The 26,738-nt window shown below is 70.5% G+C and carries 20 protein-coding genes, 1 tRNA gene and 1 rRNA gene; 17 read left to right on the plus strand and 5 right to left on the minus strand.

The window, feature by feature from the left end; all coding sequences use genetic code 11:
* Positions 1–4 precede the first annotated feature (4 nt).
* Together dapB and EAO71_RS24620 are read left to right on the plus strand one after the other, a co-directional pair.
* Entirely contained in the window at positions 5–757 is a 753-nt protein-coding gene (dapB, locus tag EAO71_RS24615; RefSeq protein WP_147979979.1) for a 4-hydroxy-tetrahydrodipicolinate reductase, read from the plus strand.
* A 5-nt stretch (positions 758–762) separates the two neighbouring features.
* Positions 763–1,227 carry a tetratricopeptide repeat protein gene (locus EAO71_RS24620; RefSeq protein ID WP_147979980.1) on the plus strand — a complete coding sequence of 155 codons (465 nt, stop codon included), beginning with the start codon at positions 763–765 and terminating at the stop codon, positions 1,225–1,227.
* Here the strand turns inward: EAO71_RS24620 and EAO71_RS24625 are convergent.
* A complete protein-coding gene (locus EAO71_RS24625) occupies positions 1,217–1,771 on the minus strand; it encodes a hypothetical protein (protein ID WP_147979981.1) in 555 nt (184 codons plus the stop codon). The genes EAO71_RS24620 and EAO71_RS24625 overlap by 11 nt on opposite strands.
* 95 nt (positions 1,772–1,866) lie before the next feature.
* Positions 1,867–2,106, minus strand: coding sequence for a hypothetical protein (locus EAO71_RS24630; protein ID WP_147979982.1), 240 nt, complete (start codon positions 2,104–2,106; stop codon positions 1,867–1,869).
* 198 nt (positions 2,107–2,304) lie between these two features.
* Here EAO71_RS24630 and thyX point away from each other — a divergent pair, with 198 nt between their 5' ends.
* The 5 genes from thyX to EAO71_RS24660 all read left to right on the plus strand — a co-directional run bounded on the left by thyX (position 2,305) and on the right by EAO71_RS24660 (position 7,299).
* Positions 2,305–3,045 (plus strand): FAD-dependent thymidylate synthase, encoded by a 741-nt coding sequence (thyX, locus tag EAO71_RS24635; RefSeq protein WP_147979983.1) that lies wholly within the window; start codon positions 2,305–2,307, stop codon positions 3,043–3,045.
* Positions 3,046–3,222: 177 nt separating this feature from the next.
* Positions 3,223–4,122 carry a 4-hydroxy-tetrahydrodipicolinate synthase gene (gene dapA / locus EAO71_RS24640; protein WP_147979984.1) on the plus strand — a complete coding sequence of 300 codons (900 nt, stop codon included), beginning with the start codon at positions 3,223–3,225 and terminating at the stop codon, positions 4,120–4,122.
* A gap of 163 nt (positions 4,123–4,285) precedes the next feature.
* Complete coding sequence (locus EAO71_RS24645) at positions 4,286–5,971, plus strand: ribonuclease J (RefSeq protein ID WP_147979985.1); 1,686 nt, start codon at positions 4,286–4,288, stop codon at positions 5,969–5,971.
* A gap of 682 nt (positions 5,972–6,653) precedes the next feature.
* Positions 6,654–6,770: ribosomal RNA gene (gene rrf, locus EAO71_RS24655) — 5S ribosomal RNA — on the plus strand.
* A 456-nt stretch (positions 6,771–7,226) separates the two neighbouring features.
* Positions 7,227–7,299: transfer RNA gene (locus tag EAO71_RS24660), tRNA-Thr, on the plus strand.
* Positions 7,300–7,348: 49 nt separating this feature from the next.
* Here the strand turns inward: EAO71_RS24660 and EAO71_RS24665 are convergent.
* Positions 7,349–9,997, minus strand: coding sequence for a SpoIIE family protein phosphatase (locus tag EAO71_RS24665; protein WP_147979987.1), 2,649 nt, complete (start codon positions 9,995–9,997; stop codon positions 7,349–7,351).
* Positions 9,998–10,282: 285 nt separating this feature from the next.
* On the opposite strand from EAO71_RS24665, the gene EAO71_RS24675 reads away from it, so the two are divergent.
* The 10 genes from EAO71_RS24675 to EAO71_RS39120 all read left to right on the plus strand — a co-directional run bounded on the left by EAO71_RS24675 (position 10,283) and on the right by EAO71_RS39120 (position 25,082).
* On the plus strand, positions 10,283–15,787 hold the full coding sequence (locus tag EAO71_RS24675; RefSeq protein WP_187282805.1) for a HAMP domain-containing protein: 5,505 nt from the start codon (positions 10,283–10,285) through the stop codon (positions 15,785–15,787).
* A 250-nt stretch (positions 15,788–16,037) separates the two neighbouring features.
* Complete coding sequence (locus tag EAO71_RS24680; protein WP_147979989.1) at positions 16,038–16,712, plus strand: response regulator; 675 nt, start codon at positions 16,038–16,040, stop codon at positions 16,710–16,712.
* A 127-nt stretch (positions 16,713–16,839) separates the two neighbouring features.
* On the plus strand, positions 16,840–19,632 hold the full coding sequence (locus EAO71_RS24685) for a DNA translocase FtsK (protein ID WP_147979990.1): 2,793 nt from the start codon (positions 16,840–16,842) through the stop codon (positions 19,630–19,632).
* A 269-nt stretch (positions 19,633–19,901) separates the two neighbouring features.
* Positions 19,902–20,726 (plus strand): helix-turn-helix domain-containing protein, encoded by an 825-nt coding sequence (locus EAO71_RS24690; RefSeq protein WP_147979991.1) that lies wholly within the window; start codon positions 19,902–19,904, stop codon positions 20,724–20,726.
* Positions 20,727–20,799: 73 nt separating this feature from the next.
* Positions 20,800–22,299 carry a 30S ribosomal protein S12 methylthiotransferase RimO gene (gene rimO, locus EAO71_RS24695; protein WP_147979992.1) on the plus strand — a complete coding sequence of 500 codons (1,500 nt, stop codon included), beginning with the start codon at positions 20,800–20,802 and terminating at the stop codon, positions 22,297–22,299.
* On the plus strand, positions 22,296–22,994 hold the full coding sequence (gene pgsA, locus EAO71_RS24700; protein ID WP_147979993.1) for a CDP-diacylglycerol--glycerol-3-phosphate 3-phosphatidyltransferase: 699 nt from the start codon (positions 22,296–22,298) through the stop codon (positions 22,992–22,994). The genes rimO and pgsA overlap by 4 nt, the downstream gene beginning before the upstream one ends.
* Complete coding sequence (locus EAO71_RS24705; protein WP_147979994.1) at positions 22,991–23,500, plus strand: CinA family protein; 510 nt, start codon at positions 22,991–22,993, stop codon at positions 23,498–23,500. Before pgsA ends, EAO71_RS24705 begins: the two co-directional genes overlap by 4 nt.
* A gap of 109 nt (positions 23,501–23,609) precedes the next feature.
* Positions 23,610–23,993 carry a helix-turn-helix domain-containing protein gene (locus tag EAO71_RS24710; protein WP_147979995.1) on the plus strand — a complete coding sequence of 128 codons (384 nt, stop codon included), beginning with the start codon at positions 23,610–23,612 and terminating at the stop codon, positions 23,991–23,993.
* Positions 23,994–24,157: 164 nt separating this feature from the next.
* Complete coding sequence (locus EAO71_RS24715; RefSeq protein ID WP_147979996.1) at positions 24,158–24,628, plus strand: Dps family protein; 471 nt, start codon at positions 24,158–24,160, stop codon at positions 24,626–24,628.
* 169 nt (positions 24,629–24,797) lie between these two features.
* Positions 24,798–25,082 carry a hypothetical protein gene (locus tag EAO71_RS39120; protein WP_147979997.1) on the plus strand — a complete coding sequence of 95 codons (285 nt, stop codon included), beginning with the start codon at positions 24,798–24,800 and terminating at the stop codon, positions 25,080–25,082.
* Here EAO71_RS39120 and EAO71_RS24725 read toward each other — a convergent pair.
* Positions 25,030–25,794, minus strand: a complete 765-nt coding sequence (locus EAO71_RS24725) for an SDR family NAD(P)-dependent oxidoreductase (protein ID WP_147979998.1) — start codon at positions 25,792–25,794, stop codon at positions 25,030–25,032. The two genes, EAO71_RS39120 and EAO71_RS24725, sit on opposite strands and share 53 nt — an antisense overlap.
* A 36-nt stretch (positions 25,795–25,830) precedes the next feature.
* Complete coding sequence (locus EAO71_RS24730) at positions 25,831–26,628, minus strand: Fpg/Nei family DNA glycosylase (RefSeq protein WP_147979999.1); 798 nt, start codon at positions 26,626–26,628, stop codon at positions 25,831–25,833.
* Between the last annotated feature and the right edge of the window lie 110 nt (positions 26,629–26,738).

The following is a 26,738-nucleotide window of genomic DNA, read 5'->3' on the forward strand; positions in this document are numbered from 1 at the left end:
AGCAATGAGCAAGCTGCGTGTGGCGGTCCTCGGAGCCCAGGGCCGCATCGGATCCGAGGCGGTACGCGCCGTCGAGGCCGCCGAGGACATGGAACTGGTCGCGGCGCTGGGCCGCGGCGACAAGCTGGAGACGCTCGCCGAGACGGGCGCCCAGGTCGCGGTCGAGCTGACCACCCCCGCCTCGGTGATGGGCAACCTCGACTTCTGCGTGCGCCACGGCATCCACGCGGTCGTCGGCACCACCGGCTGGACCGAGGACCGCCTCGCGCAGCTGCGGACGTGGCTCGACGGCTCGCCGCGGACCGGCGTCCTGATCGCCCCGAACTTCTCCATCGGCGCGGTCCTGACCATGAGGTTCGCCCAGCTCGCGGCTCCGTACTTCGAGTCCGTCGAGGTCGTGGAACTGCACCACCCGAACAAGGTCGACGCCCCCAGCGGCACGGCGACCCGCACCGCGCAGCTGATCGCGGCGGCACGCGCCGAGGCCGGCCTCGGCGCCCAGCCGGACGCGACCCAGACCGCGCTGGACGGCGCGCGCGGAGCGGACGTGGACGGCGTCCCCGTGCACGCCGTACGGCTCCGCGGCCTGCTGGCCCACCAGGAGGTGCTGCTCGGCGGCGAGGGCGAGACGCTCACCGTCCGCCACGACTCCCTGCACCACTCCAGCTTCATGCCGGGCATCCTGCTGGGCGCCCGCCGTGTCGTCGACGTTCCCGGCCTCACCTTCGGCCTGGAACACTTCCTGGACCTGGGCTGACGGCCATGGGCGGAAAGATCACGTACTTCTTCCTCGCCACCGTGCTGGTGCTCGTCTTCGGCGTGGTGGCGATGGAGGGGGTCCTGCTCCTGCTCACCGGCGAGCCGCTCGCCATGGGCATGGGCGCCATAGCGTTCCTGCTGCCCTGCGTCGGCGGCTGGTTCCTCTGGAAGAACACCCGCTTCGCCCGCCGGGCCCAGCACCTCGCCCGGGAACTGGAGGCCGAGGGCGGCCTGCCGGTGGACGAGCTCAGGCGCACCGCCGGCGGCCGGATCGACCGGGACTCCGCCGACGAGGTGTTCGCGCGGCGGCGCGCGGAGACCGAGGACTCGCCCGACGACTGGCGCTGCTGGTTCCGGCTCGCGGTCGCGTACCACGACGCCCGCGACACCCCTCGCGCACGCAAGGCGATGCAGCGGGCGATCGCGCTCCACGAGGGCCGCCCGGCGGCCCCCTCGGTCAGCGCGTAGCGGGGACGCCGTACTCGGCGTTCCACGCCTCGACGGTGTCGGCGGCGCGGTCGAAGGCCTCGATACGGGACAGGAAGTCCGCGTTGTGGTCGGTGAGCAGGGCGACCTGCTCACCGCCACGCCAGTCGAGCAGCAGGGCCTGGCCCTGCACGGTGCGGGGGAGGCCCAGCCAGCGCACCGGCTGCTGCGCCGTGCGCACGGCCGTCACCTGCGGCCAGGCGACCGTCGTCGTGGAGAAGAACCCCACGCGGCGCACGCCGTGCCGGCTGACCCAGGCGCCCACGCGCAGCATCCGCAGCGAGGCGGCGATGATCAGCGCGGCCAGCCCGAAGGTGACGATCGAGCCGGACATCGCCCCCGCGGCGGCGATGATGACCGCGGCGAAGAGCACGAAGGACGCGAGCAGCAGGGCCAGCGCCGCGGCGCCGACCCGCCACGGGCCCGGTCGGTAGGGACGTCGCCACTGGTCGTGGTCGTCGAAGGGCAGCGCGACATCGTCTGTCGCGTCGAAAGCGCGGTCTGCCGTCAGGAAGGGCAGGGGCACGACTGATCCTCACTCACAAGCACGCTCGAAGGGGCTGTGCCCGGTGAGGCTACCCAGACGGTCCCGACCGGGCCACCCCAGGGTGGCCGTACAGATCAACGGCCGTCGGACGCCTCGGACTGCTGCCGATGCCCCTCCGCCGCGCCCGACTGGAGGGACGGCATGCCGAAGAGCAGCGACCCGACGAGCCCGGCCACGACGGTCAGCCCGACCAGCGTACGGCCCACGACCTCGGAGGCCGCGAGGCGCTCCCTGGGCGGGGGAGTGACGTTACTGCGGAAACGGTCGGCCTCGGCGACGAAGGAGAACGGGACGGGCTCTCGCCGGCGGAACATCGGAAACACTCCTCAGGGCTGTGCGTGGTGTGCGGTGTCACGGAGACAGACGAACAAAGTCGCCGTTCGGTGCCGTTTTCCCTGACTTTTCCCCGAAACGGCCAAGGAAACGTCGTCCGGGCGGGTGCGTCCCGGCGCTGTCGGTGGGTCCCCGTAGAGTGGGCGCCGCCCGTGCGATGCCATCGGAAGGACCCGTCGGTGACCGACACCCCCACCGCAGACCTCAAGCCCGCTTTCCGCAGCGATGTGACCGTCGAGCTGGTGAAGCACAGCGCGGCCGACTCCGACGTGCTGTGGGCGGCCCGCGTCTCCACCGCGGGTGAGCAGTCGCTCGAAGAGCTGCAGAAGGACCCCGAGCGGTCCAAGGGGCTCATCAACTACCTGATGCGGGACCGGCACGGCAGCCCCTTCGAGCACAACTCGATGACCTTCTTCATCAGCGCCCCGATCTTCGTCTTCCGCGAGTTCATGCGCCACCGCGTGGGCTGGTCGTACAACGAGGAGTCGGGCCGCTACAGGGAGCTGGAGCCGGTCTTCTACGTGCCGGACGCCTCCCGCAAGCTGGTCCAGGAGGGCCGCCCGGGCAAGTACGTCTTCGTCGAGGGCAGCCAGGCCCAGCAGGAGCTGGTCGGCCGCACGATGGAGGACTCATACGTCCGGGCGTACGAGTCGTACCAGGAGATGCTGGCCGCCGGCGTCGCCCGCGAGGTGGCCCGCGCGGTCCTGCCCGTCGGTCTCTTCTCCTCGATGTACGCCACCTGCAACGCCCGCTCGCTCATGCACTTCCTCGGCCTGCGCACCCAGCACGAGCTGGCCAAGGTGCCGTCGTTCCCGCAGCGGGAGATCGAGATGGTCGGCGAGAAGATGGAGCGGCACTGGGCCGAGCTCATGCCGCTGACCTACGCGGCCTTCAACCAGAACGGCCGCGTGGCCCCGTAAGGCACACCAGTACGAACCCTCACACGAAGTGTCCGTATTGCGGCGTTTCACGAAGTTCATCTAGGCTGATCAAACGGACCCGGCACTGCTTGAACCCCCGAGCAGGCAGTGCCGGGCTCCTCTTCACACGTCCCCCGAGGGGGGACCGGGCGCTGAGCAGCGAGTAGCGTGTTACCCATGGCTCCGATCTCCACTCCGCAGACCCCCTTCGGGCGGGTCCTCACCGCCATGGTCACGCCCTTCACGGCGGACGGCGCACTCGACCTCGACGGCGCGCAGCGACTGGCGGCCCATCTGGTGGACGCAGGCAACGACGGTCTCGTCGTCAACGGCACCACCGGCGAGTCCCCGACCACCACCGACGCGGAGAAATCTGAGCTCGTACGGGCCGTACTGGAGGCGGTGGGCGACCGCGCCCACGTCGTCGCCGGCATCGGCACCAACGACACCCACCACTCCCTCGAGCTCGCCCGCACCGCCGAACGCGACGGCGCGCACGGCCTGCTCGCGGTCACGCCGTACTACAACAAGCCCCCGCAGGAGGGCCTGTACCGGCACTTCTCGGCCATCGCCGACTCCACCGGCCTCCCGGTGATGCTGTACGACATCCCGGGCCGCAGCGGCGTCCCGATCGCCACCGAGACGATCGTCCGGCTGGCCGAGCACCCCCGGATCGTCGCGAACAAGGACGCCAAGGGCGACCTGGGCCGCGCGAGCTGGGCCATCGCCCGGTCCGGCCTGGCCTGGTACTCCGGCGACGACATGCTCAACCTGCCGCTGCTCTCCGTGGGCGCCTGCGGCTTCGTCTCCGTCGTCGGCCACGTCGTGAGCCCCGAGCTCCGCGCCCTGCTCGACGCCCACCTCAACGGCGACGTGCAGAAGGCCACCGAGATCCACCAGAAGCTGCTCCCGGTGTTCACCGGGATGTTCCGCACCCAGGGCGTCATCACCACCAAGGCCGCCCTCGCCCTCCAGGGACTCCCGGCCGGCCCCCTGCGGCTGCCGCTCGTGGAGCTCTCTCCCGAGGAAACCGCCCAGCTCAAGCTCGATCTCGCCGCCGGCGGGGTAGATCTCTGACATCAGACTTCACAAGTGAATACCGGCCTGCGGACGCACCACGCAGCACGTACCGCGTATCCCCGCGTCCGACGAGGCCGACCGACAGACAACAGCAAGTGCACGAATGTCATGCGCGCCACGTGCCCAAGCGGTACGTGGCGCGTGTGGTGAGGAGAGTCTTTTGAGTCATCCGCATCCCGAACTCGGCGCCCCGCCGAAGCTCCCCAAGGGTGGCCTGCGCGTCACCCCGCTCGGCGGGCTCGGCGAGATCGGCCGCAACATGACGGTCTTCGAGTACGAAGGCCGCCTGCTCATCGTCGACTGCGGCGTCCTCTTCCCCGAGGAGGAGCAGCCGGGCATCGATCTGATCCTGCCCGACTTCACCACCATCAGGGACCGCCTCGACGAGGTCGAGGGCATCGTGCTCACGCACGGCCACGAGGACCACATCGGCGCCGTCCCGTACCTGCTCCGGCTCAAGCCGGACATCCCGCTGATCGGCTCCAAGCTGACCCTCGCCCTCATCGAGGCCAAGCTCCAGGAGCACCGCATCCGCCCCTACACCCTCGAGGTGGTCGAGGGGCAGCGCGAGCAGCTCGGACCCTTCGACTGCGAGTTCATCGCGGTCAACCACTCCATCCCCGACGCGCTGGCCGTCGCCATCCGCACCCCCGCGGGCATGGCGGTGCACACCGGCGACTTCAAGATGGACCAGCTCCCGATGGACGGCCGGCTCACCGACCTCCACGCGTTCGCGCGGCTCAGCGAGGAGGGCATCGACCTCCTGCTGACCGACTCGACGAACGCCGAGGTCCCCGGTTTCGTCCCGCCGGAGAAGGACATCTCCAACGTCCTGCGGAACGTCTTCGCGAACGCCCAGAAGCGCATCATCGTGGCCAGCTTCGCCAGCCACGTGCACCGCATCCAGCAGATCCTGGACGCCGCCCACGAGTACGGCCGCCGGGTCGCCTTCGTCGGCCGCTCCATGGTCCGCAACATGGGCATCGCCCGTGACCTGGGCTACCTGCGGGTGCCGGCCGGCCTGGTCGTCGACGTCAAGACCCTCGACGACCTCCCGGACGACGAGGTCGTGCTCGTCTGCACCGGCTCCCAGGGCGAGCCGATGGCGGCGCTGTCCCGCATGGCGAACCGCGACCACCAGATCCGGATCGTCCAGGGCGACACCGTGATCCTGGCGTCGTCGCTGATCCCCGGCAACGAGAACGCGGTCTACCGCGTGATCAACGGCCTGACCCGCTGGGGTGCGAACGTCATCCACAAGGGCAACGCCAAGGTCCACGTCTCGGGCCACGCCTCGGCCGGCGAGCTGCTGTACTTCTACAACATCTGCAAGCCGAAGAACCTGATGCCGGTCCACGGCGAATGGCGCCACCTGCGTGCCAACGCCGAACTGGGCGCGATGACGGGTGTCCCCAAGGACCACATCGTCATCGCCGAGGACGGCGTGGTCGTCGACCTGGTCGACGGCAAGGCCCGGATCGTCGGCAAGGTCCAGGCGGGTTACGTGTACGTCGACGGCCTCTCGGTCGGCGACGTCACCGACGTCCACCTCAAGGACCGCCGGATCCTCGGCGACGAGGGCATCATCTCGGTCTTCGTGGTGGTCGACTCCTCGACCGGCAAGATCGTCAGTGGCCCGAACATCCACGCCCGCGGTTCCGGCATCGAGGACTCGGCGTTCGACGCCGTCATCCCGAAGGTCGACCAGGCGCTGAACAAGTCGGCCCAGGACGGTGTGGTCGAACCGCACCAGCTCCAGCAGCTGATCCGGCGTGTGATCGGCAAGTGGGTCTCGGACACCTACCGCCGGCGTCCGATGATCCTTCCGGTGGTCGTCGAGGTCTGATCCTCCGGCACCACCACGCGCACGACCTGGAGCGGGGCCCCTCGATTTGCATCGGGGCGCCCCGCTCCAGTACGTTTACGTCTCCGCCTGAACGTGAGCCCGGCACCGTCGTGTGCCAGAACGGCTGAACGGGAGGGGCGGGAAATCCGACTCAGAATCTCTGATAAAGTCGGATCCGCCGGAAAGGAAAGCGCGAAAGCGAATTCCCGAAAGGCAGCCCGCTCCAGCGGGTGGCAGAAACGGAAATCGGATCTGCTAAGCTGGAAACACGAAAGACCGAAGGGAAAAGCCCGGAGGAAAGCCCGAGAGGGTGAGTACGAAGGAAGCGTCCGTTCCTTGAGAACTCAACAGCGTGCCAAAAATCAACGCCAGATTAGTTGATACCCCGTCCATCTTCGGATGGTCGAGGTTCCTTTGAAGTCCTACTGGCCCTTGTGGCAGGTAGGCAAAAAACACAGCGAGGACGCTGTGAACGACCGGTCCTATTCCGACTGGTCGTTCCGCTCTCGTGATGTGTGCACCCGATTACGGGTAAACATTCACGGAGAGTTTGATCCTAATGGGTGGAGCTGACCGGTACTAATAGGCCGAGGGCTTGTCCTCAGTTGCTCGCGTCCACTGTGTTAGTTCTGAAGTAACGAACTCGCCCTTTGTCGGCTGGAGTTTGTTTATTTCATAGAGTTTCGGTGGTCATAGCGTTAGGGAAACGCCCGGTTACATTCCGAACCCGGAAGCTAAGCCTTTCAGCGCCGATGGTACTGCAGGGGGGACCCTGTGGGAGAGTAGGACGCCGCCGAACAATTTTTAGCCTCAACCCCCGGACCATGTCCGGGGGTTGAGGCATTTTTGCGTTCAGGACCCTCCCTCGCGGATCCTCCCGGCTCGGAGGAGTCGGAGGGCGCGGGGATCCGACACCACGTCAGGACCGGCCCCCGAAGCCCGCGTCCGCGCACGACGGCCTCAACGACCCCCGGGGAAGAGGCCGGACGCCGCCCTGGCCGCCGGGCCGCTCCGCCCCCCGACCGACCACGCGGGGGCCGGCCTCCCCCGTGCCGGACCGAGGCGTGCCGGACGGGAGCCCCCCACCCTTCCCCGGCCAACTGACCTGGGAGAAGAGGAAGTTGACGCCTCCCGGGACCCGCCCGGGCGACGCACGGTCGAGGCCCCGAGGAAGGCCCGGGGAGCGATTCGGAGATCCGCTCGGTTCGGGGTATGATTCTTTTCGTTGCCGCAGGGGAAACCCCGCGAACAACAGGCCCCTATAGCTCAGTCGGTAGAGCGTCTCCATGGTAAGGAGAAGGTCTGCGGTTCGATTCCGCATGGGGGCTCAGAAACAAAGAAGGCCCCCCGCCCAACGGCGGGGGGCCTTCTTGCTGTTCAGCGGTGGTCGGGCTCCGGGATACGCATGGCCAGGATCGCCATGTCGTCCGACGCCGGCTCCTGGGCGAAGCGCTCCACGGCGCGCAGGATGCGCGCGGAGACCGCACCGGCCGTCAGCCCCGTACAGGTCTTGAGGACTTCCGCCAGCCCGTCGTCACCGAGCATGCGCGTGCCCTCGCGGCGCTCCGTCACGCCGTCGGTCACGCACAGCAGGACGTCACCCGGATCGAGCGTGATCGTCTGCTCGTAGAGCTCCAGGTCCTCCAGGACGCCCAGCAGCGGCTGCGGGTCGGCGGCCGGGACGACCGTGCCGTCCTGGCTCAGCCGCAACGGCAGCGGATGCCCCGCGCACACCACCTTCAGCAGGGCCGAACCGTCCTCCTGCGGCCACAGCTCGCCGTAGAGCAGGGTGAGGAAGCGGCTGCGGGCCCCCTCGTCGAGGATGGCGGCGTTCAGGCGCTCCAGGACCGCGGGGCCGCCGAAGCCCTCCCGGGCCAGCAGGCGGAGGGCGTGGCGGGCCAGTCCCGTGACCGCCGCGGCCTCCGGGCCCGTACCGCAGACGTCGCCGATGGCGAAGCCGTAGGCGTTGTCGCGGATCGGGAAGAGGTCGTAGAAGTCGCCGCCGACCTCGTTGCCCTCGCCGGCCGCGCGGTAGATGACGTCGACCTCGACGCCCGGTACGTCGGGGAGACCGGGCGGCAGCAGGCTCCGCTGGAGGGACTGGCTGATGGCCACGCGCTCGGAGTAGAGGCGGGCGTTGTCGAGGGCGAGCGCCGCCCGGCGCGACAGGTCCTCGGCGAGCTCCAGGATCTCCTGGCGGAAGTGGTCGTCCGAGGGCTTGCCCAGGGTCAGCATGCCGATGACGCGGTTGCGGGCCACGAGCGGCAGCACCACCGTCTCGCCGCCGACGGCCGCGGCCGTGGCGAGCGTCGCGTCGATACCGGAGGACAGCGGACCGCCGATGCCGCCCAGTTCGCGCATCGAGGTGTTCACGGCGGCCCGCTGGGCCGCGTAGCCCGGGGCGGCCCAGACCCGGGCACCCGGCGTCGGCACCGGGTCCGGCGGGGCGATCGAGGACAGCAGGTCCTTGAGCCCGTCGATGCGGTCCTCGTCCTCGTGGAGGACATAGGAGAGGTACGGGTCCGACGCCTGGTCGGCGATCGTGTAGACGGCGCACCAGGTCGCCAGCGTCGGCACGGTCATCTGCGCCATGAGGGCCAGGGTCTGGTCCCGGTCCAGGGTGCCGGCGAGCAGGTCCGAGGCCTCGACGAGGAAGCTGAGCGATCCGCGGCGGAGGCGTTCGAGCTCACCCAGGCGGGCCGACTCGACGGCGAGGGCGATCCGGTCCGCCGCGAACTGCAGACGGAGGGCCTCCTCGTTGGAGTAGCGGTGCGAGCCCTCGGCGGCGACTCCCAGGGAGCCGGTGAGGCGGCCCTCGACCTTGAGCGGCACCGTGACGACCGAGCGCATGCCGGTGCCCTCGAGGAGCGGGACGGCACCGGGTACGGCCGCCAGGTCCTCGTGGACGGCCGGCATGCGTGCGGAGCCGTAGCGGCTGGCGCCGGTCTCGACGGGGACGCGGGCGAAGCGCTGGCGGGCCGAGGGGAGGCCGGTGGTGGCCCGGACCTCCAGTTCCGTCTCGTCGTCCGTGGCGAGCAGCAGGAAGGCGGAGTCGCCGTCCAGCATGTCGCGGGCGCGCTCCACGGTCCGCTGGAGCAGTCCGTCGAGGTCGTCGGGCGCCGGAGAGCCGATGAAGACCTCGAAGGGGTCGGTCGAGCGGCTCTCGGCGCCGGAGTCGGAGACCGCGGGGCGCTGCGGGGTCTGCAGGATCGCGCGCTCGTACTCGCGCACGAGGAGGCAGACCGTGGACGGCTCTCCCTGGCTGTCGCGGACGCGCAGATGGGAGGCGTAGACGGGGATCACCCGGCCGTCGGCGCAGCGGATGCCGTAGCTGCCCTCCCAGCGGGACAGGCGCAGCGCCTCGGCGAGGCCGGTGCCGATGCCGGGGGTGTGGGGCCAGGCGGCGAGGTCGCCCAGCGGCTTGCCGGTGACCTGCTCCGCGCTGTACCCGAAGAGCTCCTCGGCGTCCTCGTTCCATGCGCTGATGGTGCCGCCGCGGTCGATCTGGGCGACGGCCACGCGGATGCGGCTGTCGGCGACCGGGAGGAGCGCGTCGGGCAGGACAGGTCCCGCGGCGCGGGTTCCGATCGGCCGTTCGGGCAGATCGAGTTGGAACCAGACGTGCTTCTGGGTGGGGGTGTACTCCACGCCCCAGCGGGTGGCGAGGGCGGCGCACAGGAGCAGGCCCCGGCCGTTCTCCCGGTCGGGGTGGGCGACGGTGCGCCCGCCCTGGACCGGGATCTCGCGTTCGGGATAGCGGTCGGCGACCTCGACCCGTACGCCGTCGTCGCTGCGCAGGCAGAGCACGTCGGCGGAGGTGCCGGCGTGGACGACCGCGTTGGTGACGAGCTCGCTGGTGAGGACGACGGCGTCGTCGACGACCTCGCCGTACCCCCATCCCTGGAGGGTGTCGCGGACAAAGGCGCGGGCGGTCGCGACGGACCGCCCGACAGGGTCGAAGCTGGCAGCCGCCCGCGCGGTGATCACAGAACTCCTCGTACGCGTCTCGACGCCCGGCTGTGCCATGGTCGGTCTGCCCCCTCCTGCCGCCCGGTGGTCGTCTGCGCGCCACCCTGCCCCCCGCCGGGCGGATGGGGACGGTTGGACAGCCGGATGCCAGGTTACTTACCTTCGCTGTCCGGGCGGATGCCGGTCATCGCTGTTTCCGTCCCCCGGGGGTGGGGACGTTATGCGAAGCTGCCGAACTGTTATGGCCGGGTTCGGCTGCGGTGAAACACTGGGAAGGCTTGCGACGACAGCCGCGAGCGGTACGGCCCGAGCAGTACGGTCAACCCCTTCGGGAGGGACACGGTGGAGTCTGGCACGGCGGCGCGGCGCGGCGGCGGAAGCGGCAGCGGTACGCGCGCGAGAGGCGGACGGTCCCGGAGCGTGGGGACGGTGCAGGTGGACGCGGCGGCCATGGAGCGGCTGCTGGCCGCTCTCGTCTCGATGCGGGACGGGAACTTCCGCAAGCGGCTGACCGTGTCCGGCGACGGCGTGATGGCGGAGATCTCCGCCGTGTTCAACGAGGTCGCGGACCGGCAGATGCACCTGACGGGTGAGCTGTCGCGGGTGCGCCGGACGGTGGGGCGCGAGGGCAAGCTGTCGGAGCGGCTGGAGGCCGGGGCCAGCGAGGGCGCCTGGGCTGCGGCGATCGAGGCCGCGAACGCGCTGGTCGACGACATGACGCGGCCGGTGTCCGAGGTCGGGCGGGTGCTGTCGGCGGTGGCCGAGGGCGACCTCGACCAGCGGATGGACCTGCGGTCGGACGGTCCGGACGGGGCGGCCAGGCCGCTGCGCGGCGAGTTCCTGAAGGTCGCGCGGACCGTGAACAACCTGGTCGACCAGCTGTCGGCGTTCACGGACGAGGTGACGCGGGTCGCCCTCGAGGTGGGTACCGAGGGCAAGCTGGGCGGTCAGGCCCAGGTGCGCGGTATGTCCGGTTCGTGGAAGGACCTCACGGATTCGGTCAACACGATGGCGTACCGGCTGACGGCGCAGGTGCGTGACATTGCTCTCGTCACCACGGCGGTGGCCAACGGCGATCTGTCGCAGAAGGTCACCGCGCACGTCGACGGCGAGATGCTGGAACTCAAGAACACCGTCAACACGATGGTGGACCAGCTGTCCTCGTTCTCCTCGGAGGTGACCCGGGTCGCCCGCGAGGTGGGCACCGAGGGGGAGCTGGGCGGCCAGGCCGAGGTGGCCGGCGTCGCGGGCGTGTGGAAGGACCTCACGGACTCCGTCAACACCATGGCGGGAAACCTCACCAATCAGGTGAGGGGTATCGCCGAGGTGACGACGGCCGTCGCCAACGGCGACCTGTCCCAGAAGGTCACGGTGAGCGCGCGCGGGGAGATCGCGCAACTCGCCGACACGATCAACCAGATGACGGAGACGCTGCGGACCTTCGCCGACGAGGTGACCCGTGTCTCCGGCGAGGTCGGCGCGCAGGGACTGCTCGGCGGTCAGGCGCAGGTGCCCGGCGCGGCCGGCACCTGGAAGGACCTCACCGACTCGGTCAACACCGTCTTCCGGAACATCACCACGCAGGTGCGTGACATCGCGCAGGTGACGACGGCGGTGGCGAACGGCGACCTGTCGCAGAAGGTCACCGTCAACGTGGCCGGCGAGATGCTGGAGCTGAAGAACACCGTCAACACGATGGTCGACCAGCTCTCCGCCTTCGGTTCCGAGGTGACCCGCGTCGCGCGCGAGGTCGGTGTCGAGGGTCTGCTCGGCGGCCAGGCCGAGGTGCCCGGTGCGGCGGGGAAGTGGAAGGACCTCACCGACTCGGTGAACACGGCGTTCCGCAACCTCACCGGCCAGGTGCGTGACATCGCGCAGGTGACGACGGCGGTGGCCAACGGCGACCTGTCGCAGAAGGTCACCGTGGACGTCGCGGGCGAGATGCTGGAGCTGAAGAACACCGTCAACACGATGGTGTCCCAGCTGTCGTCGTTCGCCGACCAGGTGACGCGGATGGCCAGGGACGTGGGCACCGAGGGGCGCCTCGGCGGTCAGGCCCGCGTCGACGGTGTCTCCGGCACGTGGAAGGAGCTCACCGACTCCGTCAACTTCATGGCCGGCAACCTCACGTCCCAGGTGCGGCAGATCGCCCAGGTGACCACGGCGGTGGCGCGGGGCGACCTGTCGCAGAAGATCGACGTGGACGCGCGCGGCGAGATCCTGGAGCTGAAGAACACCATCAACACGATGGTCGACCAGCTCTCCGCCTTCGCGGAGCAGGTGACCCGGGTCGCCCGCGAGGTGGGTACGGACGGCCGGCTCGGCGGCCAGGCGCAGGTGCCGGGCGTCGCCGGCGTGTGGCGTGACCTGACGGACTCGGTGAACGGCATGGCCGGGAACCTCACCGCCCAGGTCCGCAACATCGCCCAGGTCGCCACGGCGGTGGCGCGGGGTGACCTGTCGCAGAAGATCGACGTGGACGCCCGGGGCGAGATCCTGGAGCTGAAGAACACCCTCAACACGATGGTCGACCAGCTCTCCAGCTTCGCGGAGCAGGTGACCCGGGTGGCCCGCGAGGTGGGTACCGAGGGCATCCTGGGCGGTCAGGCCGAGGTGCAGGGAGTCTCCGGCACCTGGAAGGACCTCACCCAGTCGGTGAACTTCATGGCGAACAACCTGACGTCGCAGGTGCGCAACATCGCCGAGGTCACCACGGCGGTCGCCAAGGGCGACCTGTCGAAGAAGATCACCGTCGACGCCAAGGGCGAGATCCTGGAGCTGGTGACGACCGTCAACACGATGGTCGACCAGCTGTCCAACTTCGCGGACGAGGTGACCCGGGTGGCCCGCGAGGTGGGCACCGAGGGCATCCTCGGCGGCCAGGCCCGGGTGCGCGGGGTCACCGGCACCTGGAAGGACCTCAGCGACAACGTCAACCTGATGGCCAACAACCTGACCAACCAGGTGCGGAACATCTCCCGGGTCTCCGCGGCCGTCGCCAACGGCGACCTGACGAAGAAGGTGACGGTCGAGGCGCGCGGCGAGGTCGCCGAGCTCGCCGACACCGTCAACACCATGGTGACGACCCTGTCGTCGTTCGCCGACGAGGTGACCCGGGTGGCCCGCGAGGTGGGTACCGAGGGCGAGCTGGGCGGCCAGGCGCGGGTGCCGGGCGTCTCGGGCACCTGGAAGGACCTCACCGAGTCGGTGAACTCGATGGCCTCCAACCTGACCGGTCAGGTGCGCCAGATCGCCACGGTCACCACCGCGATCGCCAAGGGCGACCTGACCCGGAAGATCGACATCGACGCCCGGGGCGAGATCCAGGAGCTGAAGAACACCATCAACACGATGGTCGACCAGCTGTCCAACTTCGCCGAGGAGGTCACCCGGGTGGCCCGCGAGGTGGGCACCGACGGCCAGCTCGGCGGCCAGGCGCGCGTCCGGGACGTCGACGGCACCTGGCGCGACCTGACCGAGTCCGTGAACGAGATGGCCGGGAACCTGACCCGGCAGGTGCGCGCCATCGCGGCCGTCGCCACCGCGGTGACCCGCGGCGATCTCAACCTGAAGATCGACGGCGTGGACGCGGCGGGCGAGATCCAGGCGCTCCAGGACAACATCAACACCATGATCGCCAACCTGCGCGACACCACCCTCGCCAACGAGGAGCAGGACTGGCTGAAGGGCAACCTGGCCCGTATCTCCGGCCTGATGCAGGGCCGGCGCGACCTCGACGACGTCGCCTCGCTCATCATGAGCGAGCTGACCCCGGTCGTCTCGGCCCAGCACGGCGCCTTCTTCGTCGCGATGCCGACCGGCCCCGGGGCGGGCGGCGCCGAACCGGTCGGGCCGGGCGAGGGCCCGTACGAGCTGAGGATGCGCGGCAGTTACGGATACTCCTCCGGCTCCATGCCCACCTCCTTCCGTCCGGGCGAGACGCTGATCGGTACGGCGGCCGAGGAGAAGCGGACGATCCAGGTCAACGTGCCGCCGGGCTATCTCAAGATCTCCTCGGGGCTCGGCGAGGCCGCCCCGGCGCACGTGATCGTGCTGCCGGTCCTCTTCGAGGGGAAGGTCCTCGGCGTGATCGAGCTGGCCTCCTTCCAGCCCTTCACCCAGATCCAGCGGGACTTCCTCAACCAGCTCGCCGAGCTGATCGCGACGACCGTCAACACGATCAGCGTCAACACCAAGACCGAGGTGCTGCTCAAGCAGTCCCAGGAGCTGACCGAGCAGCTGCGCGAGCGCTCGGCCGAGCTGGAGCACCGGCAGAAGGAGCTCCAGGGCTCCAACGCCGAGCTGGAGGAGAAGGCCGAGTTGCTCGCCCAGCAGAACCGCGACATCGAGGTGAAGAACACCGAGATCGAGGAGGCCCGGCAGGTCCTGGAGGAGCGGGCCGAGCAGCTCGCCGTCTCCATGCGCTACAAGTCCGAGTTCCTGGCCAACATGTCGCACGAGCTGCGCACCCCGCTCAACTCGCTGCTGATCCTGGCCAAGCTGCTCGCCGACAACGCGGACGCCAACCTCTCGCCCAAGCAGGTCGAGTTCGCCGAGACCATCCACGGTGCCGGTTCCGACCTGCTGCAGCTGATCAACGACATCCTCGACCTGTCCAAGGTCGAGGCGGGCAAGATGGACGTCTCCCCGACCCGGATCGCGCTGGTGCAGCTCGTCGACTACGTCGAGGCGACCTTCCGGCCGCTCACCGCGGAGAAGGGGCTCGACTTCTCCGTCCGGGTCTCGCCGGAGCTGCCCGCCACGCTGCACACCGACGAGCAGCGGCTGCTCCAGGTGCTGCGCAACCTGTTGTCCAACGCGGTGAAGTTCACCGACACCGGTGCGGTGGAGCTGGTGATCCGGCCCGCCGCCGCGGACGTGCCGCAGTCGATCCGCGAGCAGCTCCTGGAGGCCGGTTCGCTGCGCGACCCGGAGGCCGGCCTGATCGCCTTCTCGGTGACGGACACCGGCATCGGCATCGCGGCCGGCAAGATGCGGGTGATCTTCGAGGCGTTCAAGCAGGCGGACGGGACGACCAGCCGCAAGTACGGCGGTACGGGCCTCGGCCTGTCCATCAGCCGGGAGATCGCGCGCCTGCTGGGCGGCGAGATCTACGCGGCGAGCGAGCCGGGCCGCGGCTCGACGTTCACGCTGTACCTGCCGCTGAACCCGAGCGAGCTGCCCCCGAGCGGATTCGGGCAGGGGGAGCCGGACGCGACGGACCCGCAGGAGGGCTTCGAGGACGGCCGGAGCGGGGCCGTGGACGCCGGCCTGCACTTCGCCACGCCCGCCGCGCCGGGCGAACGCTCCGGCGCCGGGGCGCTGTTCCGGCACCGGCGCAAGGCGGCCCAGGCCGGCACGGACGTGCGGCCGGCGCTGCCCGGACAGCCGGGCGGGCAGGGGGAGCGGCCCGCGGCGGCCGAGGACGACCAGGTGGAGAGCGCCCCGCGCCGGGTCTTCACCTTCGGCGGCGAGAAGGTCCTCATCGTCGACGACGACATCCGCAACGTCTTCGCCCTCACCAGCGTCCTGGAGCAGCACGGGCTGGCGGTGCTGTACGCGGAGAACGGCCGCGAGGGCATCGAAGTCCTGGAGCAGCACGACGATGTGACGGTGGTGCTGATGGACATCATGATGCCCGAGATGGACGGGTACGCGACGACGACCGCGATCCGGCGCATGCCGCAGTTCGCGGGACTCCCGATCATCGCGCTCACCGCCAAGGCGATGAAGGGCGACCGGGAGAAGGCGATCGAGTCCGGCGCCTCGGACTACGTCACCAAGCCGGTCGACCCGGACCACCTGCTGTCCGTGATGGAGGACTGGATGCGCGGAAACGGAAGGTGAGCTTGCTGACGGACTGTCGCCGAAAGCGTGTGAGAGGGCGGGATACGGGGAACCTTCTGGTCTCTCACCACGTTTCTGCTACGTGCACAGTGACATCTCGGTGACAGGGTGTGGCGACGGGCGGGGTGCGGCTACCATGACCGGCACAAGGACGGACGGCGCAAGGGAGTCGTCTTCTGGGGCGGCACCCGGTGCTACCTCCGGCTCGATGAGCCGGGGAGAGCCGTCGCCGGGGCGAGGAGGACGGGGCATGGTGCAAAAGGCCAAGATCCTCCTGGTCGATGACCGGCCGGAGAATCTGCTGGCGCTGGAGGCCATTCTCTCCGCGCTCGATCAGACGCTGGTGCGGGCATCGTCCGGGGAGGAAGCGCTCAAGGCGCTGCTGACCGACGATTTCGCGGTCATCCTGCTGGATGTCCAGATGCCGGGTATGGACGGATTCGAGACCGCCGCGCACATCAAGCGGCGCGAGCGGACGCGGGACATCCCGATCATCTTCCTGACCGCCATCAACCACGGCCCGCACCACACCTTCCGGGGTTACGCGGCCGGCGCGGTGGACTACATCTCCAAGCCCTTCGACCCGTGGGTGCTGCGCGCCAAGGTCTCGGTCTTCGTCGAGCTGTACATGAAGAACTGTCAGCTGCGTGAGCAGGCCGCACTGCTGCGACTGCAGCTGGAGGGCGGCGGCAGCGGCGGTCAGGCCAAGGAGTCCGCGGGGCTGCTGGCCGAACTCTCCGCCCGCCTCGCCGCGGTGGAGGAGCAGGCCGAGGCGCTGTCCAAGCAGCTCGACGACGACTCCGCCGACGCGGCCGCCGTCGCCACCGCCGCGCACCTGGAGCGCAAGCTCACCGGGCTGCGGCGAGCTCTCGACGCCCTGGAGCCGGGCACGGGCGCCGCGCCCACGCTGCCCTCGCAGAACTGACGTCTCGTCACGGTGCCGTCGCCCGCCGTGAGCGGGCGTCAGTTCCGCGCCCCGTCCACGGCGACACGAACGGGTGAGGCCGGACGCGCACGTGTCCGAGGCCGCTCACACCGGTAACCTCAGCATCATGGCCTCACGTACGTCCGGCAAGGGTTCCCAGGGCACGGCGGGCACCGCAAAGCCGCGCGCCGGYCGTACGRCCGGCGCCGCCAGGAAAGCGGCGCCCGCCCGATCCCCCGCCAAGCCTCCCGCGAAGAAGGCCGCGGCGAGGAAGGCACCCGCGAAGCGCGCACCCGTCAAGAAGGCGGCCCCCAGGCCCGCCCCGTCACCGACCGGCGGGATCTACCGGCTCGCCCGCGGGCTCTGGCTCGGCCTCGCCCACGCCGTGGGGGCGATGTTCCGGGGCATAGGGCGGGGGGCCAAGGGACTCGACCCGGCCCATCGCAAGGACGGCATGGCGCTGCTGCTCCTCGGCCTCGCCCTGATCGTCGCCGCGGGCACCTGGTCCAACCTCCGCGGCCCGGTCGGYGACCTCGTCGAGATGCTGGTCACCGGCGCCTTCGGCCGCCTCGACCTGCTCGTCCCCCTGCTGCTCGGCGCCATCGGCGTCCGGCTCATCCTCTATCCGGAGAAGCCCGAGGCCAACGGACGGATCGTCATCGGCCTGTCCGCCCTGGTCGTCGGAGTCCTCGGACAGGTCCACATCGCCTGCGGCTCCCCGGGGCGCGGCGACGGCACCAAGGCCATGCAGGACGCCGGCGGGCTGATCGGCTGGGCCTCCTCCAAGCCGCTGATCTTCATGATGGGCGAGGTCCTCGCCGTCCCGATGCTGGTGCTGCTCACCGTCTTCGGCCTGCTCGTCGTCACCGCCACCCCCGTCAACGCCATCCCGCAGCGGCTGCGCGCGCTCGGGGCCAAGCTCGGCATCGTCGAACCGGCCTACGACCCCGAGGCGCCGGCCGGAGCCGCGTCGGACGAGGACTACGACGGCTCCTGGCGCGAGGGCGAGCGCACCGCGCGCCCCCGGCGCGGCGGTCCGTCGTCGGGGCAGGTGTACGACGCGGACCGGGCCGAGGAGGAGGCGCTGACCCGGCGCAAGCGGCCCCGCAGGTCCGCCGCCTCCCACGACGGGCGGATGGACGCCGTGGACGTCGCCGCCGCGGCGGCGGCCGCCCTCGACGGCGCCGTGCTCAACGGCATGCCGCCCTCGCCGCTGGTCGCCGACCTGACCCGGGACGTCACCGCGGAGCGGGCCGCCGCGGTGGCCGCCGCCAAGGCCGCGGGGGAGAAGCCTCCCGCCTCCCCGGCCGCCCCGGTGCCGACGGCCCGTGGCGGGCAGCCCGGCCGCGTCCCCGGAGCCGTACCGGACCTGACCAAGCCCGCGCCGGAGCCCACCGAGCTGCCGGCCCGCGCCGAGCAGCTGCAGCTCTCCGGTGACATCACCTACGGTCTGCCGGCGCTCGACCTGCTGCAGCGCGGCGGCCCGGGGAAGACCCGCAGCGCCGCCAACGACGCCGTCGTCGACTCGCTGTCCAACGTCTTCAGCGAGTTCAAGGTCGACGCGGCCGTCACCGGCTTCACCCGCGGCCCGACGGTCACGCGCTACGAGGTCGAGCTGGGTCCCGCCGTGAAGGTCGAGAAGATCACGGCGCTGACCAAGAACATCGCGTACGCCGTGGCCAGCCCGGACGTGCGGATCATCTCGCCGATCCCGGGCAAGTCCGCGGTCGGCATCGAGATCCCGAACAGCGACCGCGAGATGGTCAACCTGGGCGACGTGCTGCGGCTCGCCGACGCGGCCGGCGACGACCACCCGATGCTGGTGGCTCTCGGCAAGGACGTCGAGGGCGGCTACGTGATGGCCAACCTCGCCAAGATGCCGCACATCCTGGTCGCCGGTGCCACGGGCTCCGGAAAGTCCTCGTGCATCAACTGCCTGATCACTTCGATCATGATAAGGGCGACCCCCGAGGACGTCCGGATGGTGCTCGTCGACCCCAAGCGGGTGGAGCTCACCGCCTACGAGGGCATCCCGCACCTGATCACCCCGATCATCACCAACCCGAAGCGGGCGGCGGAGGCCCTGCAGTGGGTCGTCCGCGAGATGGACCTCCGCTACGACGACCTGGCGGCCTTCGGCTTCCGGCACATCGACGACTTCAACGAGGCCATCCGGGCCGGCAAGGTCAAGCTGCCGGAGGGCAGCGAGCGCGAGCTCCAGCCCTACCCGTACCTGCTGGTGATCGTGGACGAGCTCGCCGACCTGATGATGGTCGCGCCCCGGGACGTCGAGGACGCCATCGTCCGCATCACCCAGCTGGCGCGAGCGGCCGGCATCCACCTCGTGCTCGCGACCCAGCGGCCCTCGGTCGACGTCGTCACCGGCCTCATCAAGGCGAACGTGCCTTCCCGCCTCGCCTTCGCGACCTCCTCGCTGGCCGACAGCCGGGTCATCCTCGACCAGCCGGGAGCCGAGAAGCTCATCGGAAAGGGTGACGGTCTGTTCCTGCCGATGGGTGCGAACAAGCCCACCCGTATGCAGGGCGCCTTCGTCACCGAGGTCGAGGTCGCGGCCGTCGTCCAGCACTGCAAGGACCAGATGGCGCCGGTCTTCCGGGACGACGTCACCGTCGGCACCAAGCAGAAGAAGGAGATCGACGAGGACATCGGCGACGACCTCGACCTGCTGTGCCAGGCCGCCGAGCTCGTCGTCTCGACGCAGTTCGGGTCCACCTCGATGCTCCAGCGCAAGCTGCGCGTCGGCTTCGCCAAGGCCGGCCGGCTCATGGACTTGATGGAGTCGCGCGGCATCGTGGGGCCGAGCGAGGGGTCCAAGGCGCGCGACGTCATGGTCAAGCCGGACGAGCTGGACGGGGTCCTGGCAGTCATCCGCGGCGAGTCGGGGGAGCCGGGCGAGTAACGGGGTAGGCGAGTGGTGGGACCGGACCTCGGTCCGGACCCGCCGGGCCGCTCGGAGGGCCGCGGAGCCGTACCGAGACCTGGCCGAGACTCACTCGTAAGGGAAGGGTGGGCAACCGTTTCCCACGGGCGTACGTCAAGTTGGAGGAAGGGAACGGACGATGTCCCAGCCTCATGGCGTACAAATGTGCCCGCCCGGTTGCCCCACCCTTTCGTACCACCCATAGACTGAACCTCCAGCAGGTGGTTACACGCTCGAAAGGCGCTCTCGTGTCCATCGGCAACTCCCCCGAAGACGACCGGAACTTCCCGGCAGACGACCGGGATTCGATCGGTCGCGCTCTCCAGCAGGCCCGGATCTCAGCGGGTCTCACCGTCGACGAGGTCAGTGCTTCCACTCGGGTCCGGATCCCGATCGTGCACGCGATCGAGGAGGACGACTTCTCGCGCTGTGGCGGCGACGTGTACGCCCGCGGTCACATCCGCACGCTCGCGCGCGCCGTCGGACTCGATCCCGCGGTCCTGATCGAGCAGTACGACGCCGACCACGGCGGCCGGCCCGCGCCCACGCCCGCCGCGCCGCTGTTCGAGGCGGAACGTATCCGTCCCGAGCCGCGCCGACCCAACTGGACCGCCGCCATGGTCGCGGCGATCGTCGCCGTCGTCGGCTTCGCCGGCTTCACGATGTTCAACGGCGAGGACGGCAAGACCACCGGCGCCGTGGCGGAGGGCCCGGCCCCCGAGAAGAAGCCCACGACCCCCAAGCCGACGCCGACCAAGCCGGCCGATCCCAAGCCCGTGCCCTCCGAGAGCGCCATCGCGGCGGTCCCGAAAGACAAGGTCACGGTGAAGATGACCGCCGTCGACGACAAGAGCTGGATCTCGGCCAAGGCCCACGACGGCAAGCTCCTCTTCGACGGGCTGCTGCTCAAGGGCGAGTCCAAGACCTTCCAGGACGACGAGCGCATCGACCTGATCCTCGGCAACGCCGGACCGATCGAGCTCTTCGTGAACGGCAAGAAGATCGAGGACACCTTCGAGTCCGGCCAGGTCGAGCGGCTCTCGTACACCAAGGGAGACCCCGAGGCCGGGTGACGCCAGGGGCCCGCGTCGCGCAGGTGAACCCTGCGCGGCGGGGACACGGCTGGGACAAAGTAGTCTTGAGTCCATGCCCGAACGCCGTACCGTCGCCCTTGTCACTCTTGGCTGCGCCCGTAACGAGGTGGACTCGGAGGAGCTCGCAGGCCGCTTGGCAGCGGACGGCTGGGAGCTCGTCGAGGACGCCTCGGACGCGGACGTCGCCGTCGTCAACACCTGTGGGTTCGTCGAAGCCGCCAAGAAGGACTCCGTCGACGCCCTCCTCGAAGCCAACGATCTGAAGGACCACGGCCGCACCCAGGCCGTCGTGGCCGTCGGCTGCATGGCCGAGCGCTACGGCAAGGAGCTGGCGGACGCCCTCCCCGAAGCCGACGGCGTGCTCGGCTTCGACGACTACGCCGACATCTCCACCCGCCTCCAGACGATCCTCAACGGGGGCAGTGTCGAGGCTCACACCCCCCGCGACCGGCGCAAGCTGCTGCCGCTGTCGCCGGTCGAGCGCCAGCAGGCCGCCGCCGAGGTGGCGCTGCCCGGACACGGCACCGTCGAGACCCCGCAGAACGTGCCGAGCGACCTCCCCGACGGCGTGGCCCCGGCCTCCGGCCCGCGCGCCCCGCTGCGCCGCCGGCTGGACACCAGCCCCGTCGCCTCCGTCAAGCTGGCCTCCGGCTGTGACCGCCGCTGCTCCTTCTGCGCCATCCCGTCCTTCCGCGGCTCCTTCGTCTCCCGCCGTCCCTCGGACGTGCTCGGCGAGACGCGCTGGCTCGCCGAGCAGGGGGTGAAGGAGGTCATGCTGGTCTCCGAGAACAACACCTCCTACGGCAAGGACCTCGGCGACATCCGCCTCCTCGAGACGCTGCTGCCCGAGCTGGCGGCCGTCGACGGGATCGAGCGCGTCCGGGTCAGCTACCTGCAGCCCGCCGAGATGCGCCCGGGCCTCATCGACGTGCTGACCTCGACCGAGAAGGTCGTGCCGTACTTCGACCTGTCCTTCCAGCACAGCGCCCCGGACGTGCTGCGGGCGATGCGCCGCTTCGGCGACACCGACCGCTTCCTGGACCTGCTGGAGACGATCCGTTCCAAGGCCCCCACCGCCGGTGCCCGCTCGAACTTCATCGTCGGCTTCCCCGGCGAGACCGAGGCGGACTTCGCCGAGCTGGAACGCTTCGTCACCCACGCCCGCCTCGACGCCATCGGCGTCTTCGGCTACTCCGACGAGGACGGCACGGAGGCGGCCGGCTACGAGCACAAGCTCGACCAGGAGCTGGTGGACGAGCGCCTCGCCCACCTCTCCCGCCTCGCCGAGGAGCTCACCTCGCAGCGCGCGGAGGAGCGGCTCGGAGAGACCCTGGAGGTACTGATCGAGTCGGTGGACTCCGTCGAGGAGGACGGCGGCGTGATCGGCCGTGCCGCCCACCAGGCGCCCGAGACGGACGGCCAGGTGATCGTCACCGCCGACGCCGAAGGACTCCGGGAACTCGTTCCCGGCCGTATGGTCAGGGCGAAGGTCGTGGATACGGAAGGCGTCGACCTCGTGGCCGAGTGTCTTTTCGAGGAGGCGGGCAGATGACCGGAGTCCCGGCATCCGCGACGGGCGGAACCGGCAGGCCGGCGCCCGGTGGCAAGCTGGGCGCGGCGGCCGTGAACCAGGCCAGCCTCTGGAACATCGCCAACATCCTCACCATGATCCGGCTGGTGCTCGTCCCCGGCTTCGTGGTGCTGCTGCTCCAGGACGGCGGGCACGACCCGGTCTGGCGTGCCTGGGCGTGGGCCGCGTTCGCCGTCGCGATGATCACGGACGTCTTCGACGGCCACCTGGCCCGGGCGTACAACCTGGTCACCGACTTCGGGAAGATCGCCGACCCGATCGCTGACAAGGCGATCATGGCCGCCGGTCTGGTCTGTCTCTCCTCGCTGGGGGACCTGCCCTGGTGGGTGACGATCGTGATCCTGGCGCGGGAACTGGGGATCACGCTGATGCGCTTCTGGGTGATCCGGCACGGGATCATCCCGGCCAGCCGCGGCGGGAAGATGAAGACCCTGGCCCAGGGCACCGCGGTCGGGATGTACGTGCTCGTGCTGACCGGTCCACTCGCCACCCTGCGCTTCTGGGTGATGGCGGTGGCCGTCGTGCTGACGGTCGTCACCGGTCTGGACTACGTCCGCCAGGCGGTCGTGCTGAGGCGCCGGGGGCTGGCCGAGGAACGGGCGGCCCGGGCCGCCGAGGCCGAGGCCGCGGCGGCGGAGGCGGGGCCGGCACGATGACGGCCGCCGCCCGGGTGCTGGAACTGCTCGCGGAGCGTGGTCACACGCTGGCCGCCGCGGAGTCCCTCACGGGCGGTCTGGTGGCCGCGGAGCTCACCTCCGTGCCCGGAGCCTCCCGGGCCTTCCGCGGGTCCGTGACGGCCTACGCGACGGCCCTCAAGCACGATCTGCTCGACGTGGACGGGACCCTGTTGGGCGAGCGCGGCGCGGTGGATCCCGAGGTCGCGCTGCAGATGGCGGCGGGTGTACGCCATCGCCTCGGTGCCGACTGGGGCGTCTCGACGACCGGGGTCGCCGGGCCCGACCCGCAGGACGGCCAGGCCGTCGGAACGGTGTACGTCGCGGTCGCGGGGCCGGTCGGCGCCGGCAAAGTGGCCGCATTGCGGTTGAACGGCGACCGTGCGGAAATCCGTAGAGAGAGTGTACGGAGCGTGCTGGAACTGCTCCGCGACGAACTCTCGGGAAATGCGCGGGCACAGGATACGGAACAGAACGGGGGGAATTGATGTTTGCAGCCCTGAGTGAACACGACATCGCTCCCCGCACGGCCGCAGCGCGAGGCGGTACGGTGGGGCGTGAAGGATGCGGCTACGCGGTCCGAGGAGGGAGCCACCGATGATTCTGCTCCGTCGCCTGCTGGGTGACGTGCTGCGTCGGCAGCGCCAGCGCCAGGGCCGTACTCTGCGCGAAGTCTCCTCGTCCGCCCGGGTTTCTCTCGGCTATCTCTCCGAGGTGGAGCGGGGGCAGAAGGAGGCTTCCTCCGAGCTGCTCTCCGCGATCTGCGACGCGCTTGACGTACGGATGTCCGAGCTCATGCGCGAAGTGAGCGACGAGCTGTCGCTGGCCGAACTGGCCGAGTCGGCAGCGGCGAGCGAACCGGTGTCCGCGCCGGTCCGCCCGAGGCTCAATTCGGTGTCGGTGACGTCGGTGGCAGGTGTGCCCACCGAGCGGGTGACCATCAAGGCGCCCGCGGAAGCGGTCGACGTCGTCGCTGCCTGAACCGAAGTGGGCGAAAGCCCCGGTGCGGTGCCCAACAGGGCGCCTACCGGGGCTTTCGTCATTTTTCAAACACATTCGAGCGTGTTCGGCGGCCGAGTTTGAGATGCCCGATTCGGGTGATGCGTGCCATGGTGAGGAAACCTCCTAGTGGTTGGAGAACAGGCATGTCCGTGGTGAAGAGCTCGCTGTCCGACGCCGACCTGAAGACGGTCGGCAACGCGCTGCAGGGAGCACTCGTCGACCTCGTCGATCTCTCCCTGGTCGCCAAGCAGGTCCACTGGAACGTGGTGGGACCGCGCTTCCGCTCCGTGCACCTCCAGCTCGACGAGGTCGTCGCCACGGCCCGCCAGCACTCCGACGTGGTGGCCGAGCGTGCCTCGGCGGTGGGCGTGAACCCCGACGGCCGGGCCGCCTCGGTGGCCTCCGGCAGCGCCATCGGCGACACCCCCGCGGGCTGGATCAAGGACGTCGACGCGGTGAAGATCCTCGTGGACGCCCTGGGCGCGGTGATCGCGCGGATGCGGGAGCGGATCGAGGCCACCGACGCACCGGACCCGGTCACGCAGGACATCCTGATCGGCCTGACGGCCGACCTCGAGAAGCACGCCTGGATGTTCCAGGCGGAAAGCGCCTGACGGTGTCCGAGGGGCGCACCGCGCGCCGGGGGTCCCGGCCACGGTGGCCGTGGCACCGGAGGCGGCGTCCTGGCCGGGCGGTCCGTGGGGGCCGTGCGCCCGGTCTGCCCCCCATGCGCCCTGCCGCCGGGTGATACGGCCGGTCTAGCGTCGACCGCAGGAGGCGGCCATGGTACGGCGACGGGTTCCCGCGGTGACGCGCGCGCGTGTGGCGGGCGCACTGCTGGCCGGCGGGCTGTGGTGGTGGGCGGTGCTGCGACTGGCGCTGGTTCCGGAGCAGTCCGGGCTGGTCGAGGGGGCGGTCGCGGCCGGCGGCTGGGGGTTGAGTCTGCTGCCGGTGCACGTGACGGCGTCCGCCGCCGCGGGCGGCCGGGGTGGGCGGGGCGTGTCGGACGCCCGGTTCACCACGGCATCGCCACCCCGCCGTTCGGACGGAGTATCTGACCCGTCGTGAACGACGAGGCGTCGGAGGCGAGGTGGAGGACGGCGTGCGCGATGTCCTCCGGTTCGCCGACCCGGCCCAGGGGGGAGTACCGCACCATGGCCGCCTCCGCCTGCAGCTGTTCGGCCGGCTCGTGCCGGTCGGTCATGGGAGTGCGGATCCAGCCGGGCGCGACCGCGTTGACGCGGATGCCGTGCCGGCCGACCTCGGTGGCCAGGGTCTTCGTCAGCTGCACCACGGCCGCCTTCGCGGCGCTGTAGCAGAGCAGGCCGGTGCCGGCCGAGTCCACCGCTCCCGAGGCCATCGTCACGATCGAGCCCCGCGTCCCGGACGCGATCATCGAGCGGGCCGCCTCCTGGCAGGCGTACAGGACTCCCTTGAAGTTGACCGCGAGGACGCGGTCCAGATCCTCGTCGCGGGTCTCCAGGACGGTGCTCGTGTGCATGATCCCGGCGACGGCGGCCATGACGTCGAGCGGGCCCGCGCTCGCGACGGCGGCCGCGAGCGCGGCGCGGTCGGTGACGTCCAGCGGGTGGAGGCGGGCCCTGCCGCCGTGCCGTGAGACGAGCGCACCGGTCTCCGCCAGGCCGTCGGCGTCACGGTCGGCGCAGTGGACGGTGGCACCCGCCTGGGCGAGGAGCAGGGCGGTGGCGCGGCCGATGCCGCTGGCCGCGCCGGTGACGAAGGCCGTGCGGCCGGTGAGGTCGTACGCCATGAGGGGCATGACGGGACCGTACGACCGGATCTGACGGACCGTCAATCAGTGGGAGGGGCCCTTCTGGCAGCCGGGGCACCAGTAGCTGATCCGGTCCAGCTGCCCCGGGGGCTCCGCTTTGCGGACGAGAGTGCCGCAGCGCGGACAGGGGCGGTTCTCGCGGCCGTAGACGTGCAGGCGCTCCCGGCTCCGGGCGGTCGTCGTCGTCCGGCGGTCGGGCCGGTCCTTGTTCGCCTCCAGCAGGCGGTGGGCCGTGGCCACCAGCCGCTCGGGCACACCCGGCGGGAGTTCGCCGACGGGGAGCCAGGGCGTGACGCCCGCGAGGAACGCCAGTTCCACCTTGTAGACATTGCCGATGCCGGCGAGGTTGCGCTGGTCCAGGAGGGCTTCGCCGAGCGGGCGGGCCGGGTCCGCACCGAGCCTGCGGACCGCCTCCGCGGGATCCCAGTCCGGGCCGAGGAGGTCGGGACCGAGATGACCGACGACCTCGGCCTCGTCCGCGGTGCGGAGCAGTTCGAGGACCGGGAGGCGGTAGCCGACGGCGGTGTGCTCGGCGTTGCCGAGGATCGCCCGGATCTGGTGGGCGGGGCCCCCGCGCCAGCGCTCACCGGTGGCGAACACCCGCCACGACCCGTCCATGCGCAGATGGGAGTGGAGGGTCAGACCGCCCTCCACGCGGGTCAGGAGGTGCTTGCCGCGCGGGGTGACGTCCAGGACCGTGCGGCCGGTGAGATCGGCGGTGGCGAACCTGGGGACCCGCAGATCGGACCGGGTCAGGACCCGCCCGGCCAGCGCGGAGTCGAGCCGGTGCGCGGCCTTCCAGACGCTGTCTCCCTCGGGCATGGCACCCATGATGCGCGACCGGGCGCGGGTGTGGTGCCCGGAGCGGACGGCGGGGCGGCGGGGCGTTGGGACCAAGGGCGGCCCGGGACCTCCGGTGGACGGGAGCGGGG

This window comes from Streptomyces sp. MS191 (assembly GCF_008042125.1).
Taxonomy (GTDB): Bacteria; Actinomycetota; Actinomycetes; order Streptomycetales; family Streptomycetaceae; genus Streptomyces.